This is a genomic window from Cupriavidus sp. YAF13 (assembly GCF_052113425.1).
Classification (GTDB): Bacteria; Pseudomonadota; Gammaproteobacteria; order Burkholderiales; family Burkholderiaceae; genus Cupriavidus.
The window spans coordinates 69,920-82,232 of record NZ_JBFRDD010000003.1 but is presented as its reverse complement, the minus strand read 5'-3'; the positions used below and the strand labels follow the sequence as shown (position 1 = coordinate 82,232).

The window sequence follows — 12,313 nt, the reverse complement described above, 5'->3', positions numbered from 1 at the left end:
CGCTGACTGGCATCGGGATCTGGACGAAACGCAGCGCGCCTTGCTTGCATGAGCGGCATCGCGCACGCATCGTGGCCAAGAAGCTACCCGGCTCAACTGCGCACCGGCACAATGCTGAACCGGGAGACCCCTTGGGTTGCAGCCATCTCGGCCGCCAGTCCCGCTGGCGATAGCGCGCGCGCCTTGTCCGGCGCGACCAGGCTGACTCGCCACACGGCCTGATTGTCCGCGAACGTGATGGTCAGGCTGTCGTGCAGCACGCGATAGCCGCGGGACTTTGCCCTGTCGATCAGTAGATCGAGATCCGGCGCTTCGCCGGGTTGGAAAGTCAGAGACACATCCAGCGTCGTGCGCCCCGGAAGCCTGGATTCAAGCCGGTGCAACAAAGACATCGAGCTCACGCACAGCACGGCGAGCAGCAGCGCTGCGGCATAGAAACCAACGCCGAGCAACACGCCTATGGCCGAGGCAGCCCAGATGGATGCCGCGGTCGTGAGGCCGCGGATGCGCATACCGTCCTTCATGATGACTCCGGCGCAGAGGAAACCGACGCCGGTGACCACGCCCTGGATGGTATGGGTCGGGTCTGCCTGGATGTGCGCTGTGGCACCGCCGTACCAGAGCGGCGCGTGACCGACGAACACCGTCAGCGCCGTCGACGCCATGCACACGAGGCCGTAGGTGCGCATGCCGGCGGCGCGGCCGTTGTACGAGCGCTCGTAGCCAACCAGCATGCCGAGCAGCAGCGCGCCCACCATGTTCAGCCCGATGAACGCGTTGGCGGCGAGAAAGGCGCCGCTCCAATAGTGCTGCAGATCTCCTAGCATAGGATTTCGCGATCAGGCTGCGAGCCAGGCGTTCAGCGAGCGCAAGGTCTCCTCGCTCAATTCGCCCGCCGCCGCGGCAAGCCTCAGACGGCCAAGGAGGTAGTCCAGGCGTGCCTGGACCAGGTCGAGCTCAGCGGTGAACACGCGCTGCTGCGCGTCGAGCACGTCGGGTTGCGTACGGGTGCCGACGTCCCGGCCAAGCGTCGTTGCCGCGAGCGCACTACGCGCCGAAGTGAGCGACTGCTCGAGTGCAGCGACGCGCGACACGCCGGTTTTCACCGAGAGGAATCCGTCCTGCACCCGCAAACGCACGTCTCGCCGGGCGGCGGCAATCTCCTGCTCCGCCTGACTCTTCCTCGCGGCCGATTCCCGCTCGCGCGAATCCAGTCCGCCGCCGGCGTACAACGGAATGTTGAGCTGCAAGCCGATCGTCGCGGTTCGGGTGTTGCTGCCAGCAATCCAGGGAGCCAGGTTGCCGGTTTGCCCTTGTGCGCCATAACGCGCCACGAGCGCGACGGTCGGGCGACTGCTGACGCGGTACTTATCGATCTCCGCGCCGGCAATGTCGTGCTCCGACTGCCTGGTCTTGACGAGGTAGCTCTGTTCTTCACCCTTTGCCTGCCACGCCGTGAGATTGTCCGGTTCCGGCGGCCGCGGCACGAAGCCAGGCGCCAACCCGCTGAGCTGATCGGGCGGCGTGCCGACGGTTTCCAGGAATCGCGTGCGTCGCTGTTCGAGCGCAGATTGTGCCGTGACCTCGCGGCTCTCCACCCCATCCAGGCGCGCCTGGGCTTCATGAAGATCGGTGATCTTGCCCTGGCCGATGTCAAAGCGTGCCTTCGCGCGGTCGCGTTGCTGTCGCAACGCCCCCTTCTCGGCCTGCACCACGCGGAGCGTCTCCTCGCCCAACACGACGCCGAAGTAAGCCTCGGCCACCCGCAAGGCCAGATCCTGGCGAGACTGGTCGAATTGCGTTTGCGCCAGGTTGGATTGCTCGTGCAACTGCCGTCTCGTGGCCACAGCACTCCTGTCGTACAGCGGCTGCACGAGCATCACCCCGGCCTGGCGAGCAGTGCCCGAACTATCGGCGGAGACCAACGGCGCGAGCTCGGCAGGCGGGTTGGCGGACGATCGATTGTTGATCCGGTCCAGTGCCGCCTGGAGGCTTACGCGGGGACGCAGCAAGGCGTCGCCTTGCACAGCCTTCTCCCGTCCCGCCGTGAGCGCATCATTCGCAGCGAGGCTCGTCGGATCATGCGCCAATGCCTGCTGATAGGCCCCCACGAGATCGATAGCGCTCGACGCTCCAGCGTTCATGAAAAGCATGCAGCCCAAAGCCACCTGCCCGGCCCGCAGGGCCATATTCAATCTATTCATCGCATTTACTCTCAACGTCACATCTGCGATCAAACGGTCGCAGGGCGCTTGGCCCGGTACCAGGTCGCATACAGAGCGGGAAGGAAGACGAGCGTCAGCACGGTGGCAACGGCGAGCCCTCCCATGATTGCCCACGCCATGGGGCCCCAGAACACGGAATGGGTAAGCGGTACCATCGCCAGAATTGCCGCCAAGGCAGTCAGCACGATCGGGCGTAGCCGTCGCACCGCCGCCTCGACGATGGCTGTCCACAGTGCAACGCCCGCGCCCACATCCTGATCAATCTGCACGACAAGGATCACCGAGTTGCGGATGATCATTCCAGCGAGGGCGATAACACCCAACATGGCGACAAAACCGAATGGAATCTGAAACGCGGCCATGATCGCGCTGACACCGATCAGCCCGAGCGGCGCGGTCAGCAGGACCATTGCCATCTTCCTCATGTCCTGCAGTTGGATCATCAGCAGCACAAGTACTACGATGATCGTCACAGGCATCACCGCGAATACAGAACGCTGGGCTTTCGCACTCGACTCGTAAGCGCCGCCAATCTCGATGCCGTACCCCAGCGGGAGCGCCTTTTCCAGGGCGTCGATCTTCGGCTGCATTGCATGCGTGACGTCAGGTGCCTGCGCCCCCGCGATGTCGGCGCGAACGGTCAGCGTTGGCACGCGGTTGCGCCGCCACAGTTCGCTTTCCTCGCTGTCAAGCGCGAGTCGGGCCACTTGCGAGACCGGTACAAACTTGCCGTCGCGCACATAGATCTTTGCGTCCTTCAGGTTGTTCAGGTCCGTGCGTTCCGCGGCGACGAGGCGCGAGACCACGTCGATACCTTGGTCTTCCTCGCGGTACTGCGTGATCGGCGTGCCCGACAGCGAGGCCTCAAGGGCCTCTTTGATCTGGCCTGAGCTGATACCCAGTGCGCGCGCCTTGTCCTGGTCGACGTCGACCTGCACGCGCTTGATGCGTTCGCCCCAGTCCAGGTTAACCTGGCGCACGTGCGACTCTTCACGCATGATGTCCGCCACCTGCTGCCCGATTGCACGAACTTTGGCGTTGTCCTGCCCGTACACACGGAACTGCACCGGGTAACCGACAGGCGGACCGTTCTCCAGGTGATTGACGCGGCCACGCACATTCGGGAATCTTCCGTTGAACAGCGTCTCGAGCTTCTCCTTCACCCGCTCCCGCGCCTCACCGCCCTTCGTCATCACCAGCATCTCGCCGAGGTTCAGATTAGGCGTCTGCGCATCGAGAGGCAGGTAGAACCGTGGCGCACCGTTGCCAACAAAGCTGGTCACCGCCGCAATGTCCGGATCGCCCTTGAGCAGGCCTTCCAGCTTCTGGACCTCGCGCTGGCTCGCCTCGAAGGTCGACGCCCTCGGCATCCACAGGTCAACAATCAGTTCGGCCCGGTCGGATGCCGGAAAGAATTGCTGGGGTACTGCCTTGAACAGCACCAGTGCGCCCACGAAAGCGGCGAGCGTGATGCCGATCACCCACACGCGATGCTCCAGGCAAAAATTGATGAAGCGGCGGAACTTGACGTAGAAGCCGCGTTGGTAGACCGCCTCCTCATCATGCGACGCGTGCGCATGCTCTTTCAACAGCTTGAAGCCAATGTAGGGTGTAAAGAGGACGGCCACGATCCATGACAGCACCAGCGAAATGCCCACCACCTGGAACAGGGAGTACACATATTCGCCGGTGCCCGACTTCGCAAAGCCGACGGGAAGAAAGCCCGCAGCTGTGATCAACGTGCCCGTGAGCATCGGGAAAGCGGTGGCCGTGTACGCATATGTGGCGGCGCGGAACTTGTCCCAGCCCTGCTCGAGCTTCAGCGACATCATTTCGACGGCAATAATGGCATCGTCCACCAACAGTCCGAGCGCAATGATCAGCGCACCGAGCGAGATGCGCTGTAAGTCAATGCCCATCACGTACATCGCCAGGAATGTCATGGCCAGAACGAGCGGGATGCTGAGCGCGACAACCAGTCCGGTACGCAAGCCTAGCGACAGGAAGCTCACGACGAGCACAATGACCACAGCCTCGGCCAGACTCTTCTTGAACTCGAAGACAGAATGCTCGACGATACGTGGCTGGTCGCTGACCGCATGGATCTGCACGCCCACCGGCAGGTTGGACTCGATGCGCTTTACCGATTCGTCAAGCTTTGTGCCAAGTCGAATCACGTCACCGCCCTTGCGCATGCTCACCGCAAGTCCAATCGCCTCGCGGCCGTTGAAGCGCATCCTCGAGGTGGCAGGCTCCACAAAGCCGCGACGGACGTCTGCGATATCGCCCAGGCGGAAGGTACGTTGGCCAGCACGGATGCCGATGGCGCGAATCCCTTCGACCGAGTCAAACTCGCCACTGACAGCCAGCCGCACTTGTTCCGCGGTGGTTTGCACGGTCCCGCCTGATGTCACGGCATTGGTTTGTGCGAGCGTCGACGCGATCAATGCCGGGTCGATCCCCAGCGAGGCGAGCTTGGCGGTGGAGACTTCCACATAGATCTTCTGTTCCTGCTTGCCTACCAGATCGACCTTATTGACGTCGCCGACACGAAGGAACTCATTTCGTGCGGCGTCCGCAATCCGTCTCAGGTCGTCATAGTCGAAGCCATCGCCCGTGATGGCATAGAGGTTACCGAACGTGTCTCCGAACTCATCATTGAAGAATGGGCCCTGCGTGCCCTGTGGCAAGGTATGCCGGATGTCCTCCATCTTCTTCCGGACCTGGTACCACACATCCGGCACGGCGCCAGGTGGTACGTCTTCGCGCAGGTTGACCTTAACCTGAGTTTCTCCCGGCTTCACGTAGGTGGACGTATAGTCGATCTCCGCCACCTCTTGCAGCTTGCGCTCGATCTTGTCGGTCACCTGATCGGCCATCTGCTGCGCGGAACTCCCCGGCCAGTACGCCTGCACGACCATGGTCTTGATCGTGAACTCAGGGTCCTCCTTCTGACCCAGGCTGCTGTAGGCCAGTACGCCGGCCACGGACAACAGCAACAGCAGGAACCCGATCATCTGCTGGTGCTTCAGCGCCCATTCGGACAGGTTGATGCCTTTCACTTCACACCTCCTGCCCTGGCGACAGACACTGTCTCGGCCACTTTCACCTGCTGGCCAGGCTGCAGCATATGCACGCCGGCACTCACTACGGTCTCTCCGCCCGCAAGTCCCCCAACCACGATGACGCTGTCGTTCTGCGCGGCGCCAAGCTTGACTTCACGCGCGATCACCCGTGACGTCTTCGGGTCAACCACCCACACCTGCCGGCCATGTTCATGGTCGACAATGGCGGTCAGCGGCACGCGGACAACGCCGTTGCCGTCCACGTCCGGTGCTATGACAGACGCTGTCATGCCTAGCCGCAGGAGGTCCGGATCCGTGTCCTGAATGGAAATGCGTGCCGAGTACGTCCGCGTGACACTGTCCGCATCCGGCGCAAGCTCCCGGAGCTTGCCCGTCCAGGACTTGTCCGGATGCGCCCAGACTGTAATCTTCAGCATCGACGCCTTACGCAGTTCGTCGACTCGCGACTCCGGAATACTGATCGAGACCTCGCGTTCGCCGTCAGCCGCAACGGTAGCGATCGACTGCCCGGCCGCGACCACCTGCCCGGCTTCCGCGTTGATTGCACTGACTACGCCATCGCGGTCGGCCACGAGCGTGGTAAAACCGCGCAGGTTGGCATTCAGCTGCTGGCGCGCCTGTGCAGAACGCAGTTGTGCTTCCGCCTGGTTGAGCGCCAGCCGCTGCTGGTCCAGCTCGGCTTGCGAGGCAAAGTTCTGCGTGAGCAATTGCTCGGTACGCCGAACATCCACCCGCGCCTGGGCCACCCGGCCCCTTGCCGCATCAGCCTCCGCACCCGCCGCAGCCACCTGCAACGTCTCCTGGGTGGGGTCGAGCTGGAACAACGGCTGGCCGCGCTTGACGTGGCTGCCCACTTCCACCATGCGCGCGACGATCTTGCCGGCTGTGCGGAATCCAAGTTGACTTTCGTAACGCGCGCGAATCTCGCCTGAGTAGGTCGCGCCGACCGACCCGGCGGTACGTCCGGCGACCACTGTCCGCACCGGCCTTACGTCCGCGTGTTCAGACGCGGAGTGCGGTGTACAGGCGGCTAGCAGATGTGCCGCGATGATGATAAGAGCTGCCGCTCGATAGTTCCTGTTCAATTTCTGCCCTCCAGTAAGGTCCGTCGCTCGCCTGCGAGTCATCAGCGATCCACGCCACCGAGCCGCTCCACGGACTCGTGCTGGCGTCAGCGACGGCAGGCCTGTTAGGGCTTTCGCCCTTCCCGATAGCCCGGAATATACATCATACTGACTTACGTGTCATGATGACGTACAATTTATTTTATGCGTGGAACGGGACGACTATGACGTACCGGATTCCACATGAGACGAAGAAGGTGCGTGGCGACCACAAACAAGTGGACGCAGAGACAAGCGCTGGACGCGGAGTGACGTGATGGGCATAGACCGAAAGCGCAGGAAGTGCTCTGCGCGCGGTTATGTCGACTCATTGACCATGAGGAAGAAGACAGATCAATGACCCCGATACAGAGGAGATTGGCAGCTGATACAGAACCGCGGGAGACTCGCGACCACCGTCAGCGAGTTGCGGCGAAGCGGCGACAGCGTATGCGCTCGCTGTTGCTGAACAGTGCGATGCGCTTGATGGTAGAGAACAGCGCCGCGACGCCTTCCATCGACGACATCATCTCGGCCGCACGGGTGTCACGTGGCACGTTCTACAAGTACTTTCCGTCGTCTGAGGCGATCGTGCGGGAGCTTGTCGGGAAGATTGCTCAACAATGGGAGCGGGCCGCCGACCCCATTGTGCGCGGCCATGACGACCCGGCCGAGCACATCGCCAGGGGAATACGGCTGGCGTCGATACTTACGATACGCCAGCCGGGTGTGGCTGCAATCCTGAGCCGGCTGGGCTGGGCTGGCTACCAAGCACCGAATATGCTGGAGTTTGTCCGCAGGGACATAGAGGAAGGTGTTCGACGCAAGCGCTTCAAGCGCATGCCGACCGCCCTGGGGTTCAATATCGTTGCCGGCGCGGCAATGAGCGCAATGCATCGCATGCTTGAAACCGAATGTCGCGAAGATTTCTCGGARCTCGCCGCYGCCGTGGCATTGCGCGCCTTRGGCGTGGAGGAAKCSGTGGCYGATGCGATATCCAAGTCGCCGCTGGATACGAGTGAAGTGCTGTTCGATGGCTTGCTCGCCGAAGCGAGCGGCGAAGTACCGTAGCGTTGGCTACGCTCGCAAGTTGGAGGGCTCGGCCATTTCGGCGAGCTTCTCCTGTGCCTTTTCGAGCAGTGATTCAGGCGGAGCGACCAGCTTTGGCAAAGGCGCGGAGGTCAACTTTGTGGAATTCGATGCAGACACGCCGAGCGACCGCAACACCGCCCGGACAATCCGCTCGGGATAATCCTTGGTCGTTTTTCCCTGGGCCATACGGTGAACGGCGATTACCCCTGCGCCTGCCACCATGTCCAACGCAACATCGGCCGAAGCCTCGTCAAACGTGCCCGTCTTCAGGCCTTCCTTGATATCCGAAGGCAGGTACTCATACACGGCACTCTTCTTGCCGACCAAGGTCAGGCCTGTGCCGGAAAGAAACTGCGCCACCACAGGATAGGATCGCGCAAGGTGCAGATACAAGCGAATACCCGTTGCAACACGCAACGCCGGGTCTTCGATATCGCCGACCACGCTCTCGATCATTTGCACCATGTCGTGACTAAGCGCTTCGCTGACAGCCGCCAGCAGATCGTCGTTGGTACGGAAGTAGTTGTAGAAGGAACCTTGTGAGACGCCAGCTGCCGCGATGACTTCCGGAATCACGCTGACTCCGATACCTCTTTGCGCAAAGACGATCATCGCGCTTTCAATGAGACGCATGCGCATCCGTGCACGCCGTTCGGCTGCAACGCGAGGGCGATGGTCTTTAAGATCAGGGGCGGCAGGCATCTTCAATTTGAGGACCTTATGTGATTGGATGATTATATCAATACGCCGCTACAACGCCGACACCGTGGCGTAGGCCACGCCCCGCCCTCCTTGATACGAACAAGCTCAGTGCCGTCCTCGGCTCGCACCGAGTGCGCAGCGTCGCGCAGTGTCTGCGCCACGACAACCAGCCGTTCGGCCGCGGCAAAGATGTCATGCGGCAGGCCATCGCGGATTCCGCAGACAACTTTCATGGACAGCGTTCTGAGGAACGATAGTGCCTGCATGCAGCTGGAAACGGTGGGACAAGGAGGCGTTCTGCAGCAGAAGTGCCCGTTGCGATCCTTATAAGATACTTATTGTCATGATGACATGTAAGTCATTTTGTAGCAGAATGCGGGAATCTCGAAAAATTCCGGTGCGCTCGACGCACTGCTTGCCTCATGCAACGAGGCCGATAGCCATCCAGGACACGACGTGCATCAGAACCACATCCCGCAGTCAGATCCACCACAAGACATGCACCGGCTGGTTGCGTGCGAGCATTGCGACGCGCTCCATATGCGCGTGGCACTGCGACCGGGCGAACGCGCCACCTGCCTGCGCTGCGGCGGTGCGCTCTATCGCAACAGTGCGCTTGCCTATCGCCGCCTGCTGCCGCTCGTGGTGACCGCTCTAATCCTGTTCATGATCTCGAACGTGTACCCGATTGTCGCTATGGAACTCAAGGGCTCGCGCATGGAGACCACGCTATGGGGCGCCGTGCAAGCACTCTACGCGCATGACATGTCGCCGGTGGCGATGCTCGTGTTCGCCACGACGATCCTGCTTCCGCTGACCGAGTTACTCATGATGTGCTACCTGCTCGTGCCAATGGCGCAGCACCGCATGCCCCCCGGATTCGACCGCCTTGTGCGCAGCATTCTCCTGACGCGGCCGTGGGGCATGATCGAGGTATTCATGATCGGCGTGCTGGTGACGGTGGTAAAGCTGTCGACCATAGCGCAGGTGCTTGCTGGCGTCGCGCTCTGGTCGTTCGGTGCCCTCGTGGTCGTACTTGCCGCCATCCTGTCCTTCGATCCGCGCGACCTGTGGCATCACCTTGATGCGCACGGTGCAGATGGCATACAAACCTGCTCGCCGGACGCCGCATCATGACCGCGACTCAATTGCCCTACGCTACCGCTGCTTCGCGCGGACTGCTGTCATGCCACGCTTGCGACCGGCTCAGCCCGATGACGCTCGAGGCCGGACCGTGTCCGCGCTGCGGCGCCGCACTGCATCATCGCAAGCCAGCCAGCGCGTCGCGCACCTTGGCTTTCCTGTTGGCCGCTTACCTTCTGTATATCCCAGCCAATCTGCTCCCGGTGATGGTGACGCAGTCAATTCTCGGTACACAGCGCGACACCATCATGTCCGGCGTGATCTATCTATGGCTGTCCGGCTCGCACATGCTGGCGCTCGTGGTGCTGATTGCCAGCATTGTTGTCCCGCTGCTGAAGATGATGATCCTGACATTGCTGCTGATATCGGTGCGCCGCAGATCGACATGGCGCATCCGAGAACAGACCCGGCTCTACGCGCTGGTCGAGGTCATCGGCCGATGGTCCATGCTCGACATCTTCGTCGTGGCGCTGCTGGCCTCGCTGGTGCAGGTCGGGGCGCTGGCCACGATTGCGCCCGGAGGCGGCGCCCTGGCCTTTGCCGCCGTTGTCGTACTGACCATGCTCGCGTCACTGAGCTTTGATCCCCGTCTGCTGTGGGATGCGCTCGAGACGTCGCCTCCCCCCATCGAATTTCCGCACTCCGATCATGCCAGAACACACTAATCATTCCCCGCCTCATGGTGTACCGCAGCCCGGGCGCAAGCCTCGCGCGCGTTGGCTACCCTCGCTCGTCTGGCTGATTCCCATCGTTGCGGCGGTAGTCGGGCTTTCGTTGCTGATCAACACGCTAGCATCGCGCGGGCCCGAGATCACCGTCACATTTCGCACCGCCGAAGGCCTGACGCCGGGCAAGACCCCCGTGCGCTACAAGGACGTCGATATCGGATTGGTCAAGACGGCACGGCTGGCAGCGGACCGTTCGCATGTGATCGCGACGATCGCGCTGACCAAGGATGCGGAGACCTTCGCCGTGGCCGACACGCGCTTCTGGGTGGTACGGCCACGCTTTGCCATGAGCGGCGTGTCGGGGCTCGAGACGCTGCTATCGGGTGCATATATCGGCGTGGATGCCGGCAAGTCAGGCGAGGTGACGCGCAGCTTCACCGGGCTCGAAGTCCCGCCGACTGTCACTGCCGACGCCTCAGGCAGGCAGTTCGTGCTGCGTGCACAAGACCTGGGCTCGCTCGACATCGGCTCGCCGGTCTACTATCGTCGCGTGCAGGTCGGCCATGTCGTAGCGTATCAACTCGAGCCGAACGGCCACGACATCACGCTGCGGGTCTTCGTCAACAAGCCCTATGACAAGCTCGTCTCCGCCGATACGCGCTTCTGGCATGCCAGCGGCGTCGACCTCAAGCTCGACGCGAACGGGCTGAAGTTGTCCACGCAGTCGCTGGTCACCGTGATGCTTGGCGGCCTAGCCTTCCAGGCGCCGGAGCACTCGACTGCGCACGCCACGGCCGCCGAGAACACCGAGTTCCTGCTTGCGGCGGACCAATCGGAAGCCATGAAGGAGCCCGAGGAACTCGCCCCCGCGCTGGCGGTCCTCAACTTCGATCAGTCCGTGCGCGGCCTGTCTCCAGGTGCGCCAGTCGATTTCCGTGGGGTGACCGTTGGGCAAGTACGCTCGATCGGCATTGAGTACCAGCGTGACAAGAAGGCCTTCCGCATGCCCGTGGTGGTGGAACTCTATCCGTCTCGCATGGGGCTGCACGAGAAAGACGTGGCTGACGACGCGCGCAAGCTCGCCATCGTGCATAGCCTGGTACAGCGCGGCATGCGTGCGCAGTTGCGCACCGGCAACCTGCTGACCGGCCAGCTATATGTGGCACTCGATTTCTTTCCGAAGGCGCCTCTGCCGGCTGATCTGGACCTGAACGGGTCGCTGCCTGAGTTCCCCACCACGCCGGGCACCTTCGACGAGCTGCAAGCCAAGCTTGGCGAGATTGTGACCAAGATTGGTAAGGTGCCGTTCGACCAGATCGGGCAGGACGCGCGCACGGCGATGTTGTCTATGAACAAAATGCTCGTCAACGCGGACAAGCTCGTGGCACAGGTCAATGGCGATGTGGCACCCGAAGTGCTCGCCGCGCTGAAGGATGTGCGCCGCACGCTCGCCACGGCCGATGGCGCGCTGGCGCCCGACGCATCGCTGCAGCAGGATACGCGTCGAATGATGCAGGAACTCACGCAAACGGCAGTCTCGCTGCGCACGCTGACCGATTATCTCGAGCGGCATCCCGAAGCACTGCTGCAAGGCAAGAGGGAAGAGAAATGATGAAACGTATGACGCTGTTTTTTACGCTGGCCGCCGCGGCCACGACCATGATGTGCGGCTGCGCGTCACCCGAGGCGCGCTACTACACGCTGGCTGCCAGTCGCTCCAACGCCGCGCCGGCCATGACAGGGCGTGCCAGCCGTAGCAGCGAACCGTTATGGATCGAGGTCACGCCGGTGCGCGTGCCCGAGCGGTTGAACCGCATTCAGCTGGTGGTGCGTGACGGCACCAGCGGGGAGGTGAAGCTGCTCGACACATCGCGCTGGACGTCCCCATTGCCCGACGAGCTACGCGATGCACTGTCGCAGCGACTGCAATCGACGCTTGACGCGGTGGATGTCTACCAGCACGGCCTGTCGGCGACGCAGCCGGCATTCCGGGTAACGACCGAGGTGGTAAACCTCGACGCCAATGTGGGCAAGTGGGCAGCGGCGACCATCGCCTGGACCGTGCGGCGACTGCCGGACGGCAAGGTTCTGAGCGGCCGCACCGAAACAGAGGTGCCCGCGCCCGGGCAGATGGAGGGCGTGGTGAATGCGTATCGGGAGATCCTCGCAGCAACCGCGGCCGATATAGCAGTCGGCGTGCGATCGCTTAGTCGCTAAATGCGCACCATTACGCATATAGCGCGATATGGCGCAGCGACCAACCCGGGATGTCGAACCGATGAGGAGTTAGTGAC

At 62.3% G+C, this 12,313-nt stretch carries 10 protein-coding genes; 5 read left to right on the top strand and 5 right to left on the bottom strand.

Annotation, left to right across the window (positions count from 1 at the left end; translation table 11 throughout):
- Positions 1 to 92: 92 nt before the first annotated feature.
- The 4 genes from AB4061_RS03830 to AB4061_RS03815 are packed head-to-tail and all read right to left on the bottom strand — an operon-like array spanning position 93 to position 6,396.
- Positions 93 to 827 (bottom strand): MgtC/SapB family protein, encoded by a 735-nt coding sequence (locus AB4061_RS03830; protein ID WP_441631048.1) that lies wholly within the window; start codon positions 825 to 827, stop codon positions 93 to 95.
- A 12-nt stretch (positions 828 to 839) separates the two neighbouring features.
- Positions 840 to 2,204, bottom strand: a complete 1,365-nt coding sequence (locus tag AB4061_RS03825; RefSeq protein WP_441631046.1) for a TolC family outer membrane protein — start codon at positions 2,202 to 2,204, stop codon at positions 840 to 842.
- 29 nt (positions 2,205 to 2,233) lie between these two features.
- The gene (locus AB4061_RS03820; RefSeq protein ID WP_441631044.1) at positions 2,234 to 5,287 is read right to left on the bottom strand and encodes an efflux RND transporter permease subunit; all 3,054 of its coding nucleotides are present in this window, start codon (positions 5,285 to 5,287) and stop codon (positions 2,234 to 2,236) included.
- Positions 5,284 to 6,396 (bottom strand): efflux RND transporter periplasmic adaptor subunit, encoded by a 1,113-nt coding sequence (locus AB4061_RS03815; protein WP_441631043.1) that lies wholly within the window; start codon positions 6,394 to 6,396, stop codon positions 5,284 to 5,286. Before AB4061_RS03815 ends, AB4061_RS03820 begins: the two co-directional genes overlap by 4 nt.
- A 468-nt stretch (positions 6,397 to 6,864) precedes the next feature.
- Here AB4061_RS03815 and AB4061_RS03810 point away from each other — a divergent pair, with 468 nt between their 5' ends.
- Positions 6,865 to 7,485 carry a TetR/AcrR family transcriptional regulator gene (locus tag AB4061_RS03810; protein WP_441631041.1) on the top strand — a complete coding sequence of 207 codons (621 nt, stop codon included), beginning with the start codon at positions 6,865 to 6,867 and terminating at the stop codon, positions 7,483 to 7,485.
- Positions 7,486 to 7,491: 6 nt separating this feature from the next.
- Here AB4061_RS03810 and AB4061_RS03805 read toward each other — a convergent pair whose 3' ends face one another.
- Entirely contained in the window at positions 7,492 to 8,139 is a 648-nt protein-coding gene (locus AB4061_RS03805) for a TetR/AcrR family transcriptional regulator (RefSeq protein WP_441631039.1), read from the bottom strand.
- A 567-nt stretch (positions 8,140 to 8,706) separates the two neighbouring features.
- On the opposite strand from AB4061_RS03805, the gene AB4061_RS03800 reads away from it, so the two are divergent.
- Genes AB4061_RS03800 through AB4061_RS03785 form a run of 4 tightly spaced genes read left to right on the top strand, consistent with a single transcriptional unit; the run spans position 8,707 to position 12,236 of the window.
- Positions 8,707 to 9,345, top strand: a complete 639-nt coding sequence (locus AB4061_RS03800; protein WP_441631458.1) for a paraquat-inducible protein A — start codon at positions 8,707 to 8,709, stop codon at positions 9,343 to 9,345.
- Positions 9,342 to 10,016: a paraquat-inducible protein A gene (locus AB4061_RS03795; protein ID WP_441631037.1), complete on the top strand. Its 675-nt coding sequence runs from the start codon at positions 9,342 to 9,344 to the stop codon at positions 10,014 to 10,016. The genes AB4061_RS03800 and AB4061_RS03795 overlap by 4 nt, the downstream gene beginning before the upstream one ends.
- A complete protein-coding gene (locus AB4061_RS03790; RefSeq protein WP_441631035.1) occupies positions 10,000 to 11,631 on the top strand; it encodes a PqiB family protein in 1,632 nt (543 codons plus the stop codon). Before AB4061_RS03795 ends, AB4061_RS03790 begins: the two co-directional genes overlap by 17 nt.
- The gene (locus AB4061_RS03785) at positions 11,628 to 12,236 is read left to right on the top strand and encodes a PqiC family protein (protein WP_441631033.1); all 609 of its coding nucleotides are present in this window, start codon (positions 11,628 to 11,630) and stop codon (positions 12,234 to 12,236) included. Before AB4061_RS03790 ends, AB4061_RS03785 begins: the two co-directional genes overlap by 4 nt.
- The last annotated feature ends 77 nt before the right edge of the window (positions 12,237 to 12,313 follow it).

Bases quoted from the DNA above. Each gene is read 5' to 3' on its own strand.
- AB4061_RS03830 (WP_441631048.1), bottom strand. From the start codon at position 827: ATGCTAGGAGATCTGCAGCACTATTGGAGCGGCGCCTTTCTCGCCGCC.
- AB4061_RS03825 (WP_441631046.1), bottom strand. From the start codon at position 2,204: ATGAATAGATTGAATATGGCCCTGCGGGCCGGGCAGGTGGCTTTGGGC.
- AB4061_RS03805 (WP_441631039.1), bottom strand. From the start codon at position 8,139: ATGCGTCTCATTGAAAGCGCGATGATCGTCTTTGCGCAAAGAGGTATC.
- AB4061_RS03800 (WP_441631458.1), top strand. From the start codon at position 8,707: ATGCACCGGCTGGTTGCGTGCGAGCATTGCGACGCGCTCCATATGCGC.
- AB4061_RS03795 (WP_441631037.1), top strand. From the start codon at position 9,342: ATGACCGCGACTCAATTGCCCTACGCTACCGCTGCTTCGCGCGGACTG.
- AB4061_RS03790 (WP_441631035.1), top strand. From the start codon at position 10,000: ATGCCAGAACACACTAATCATTCCCCGCCTCATGGTGTACCGCAGCCC.
- AB4061_RS03785 (WP_441631033.1), top strand. From the start codon at position 11,628: ATGATGAAACGTATGACGCTGTTTTTTACGCTGGCCGCCGCGGCCACG.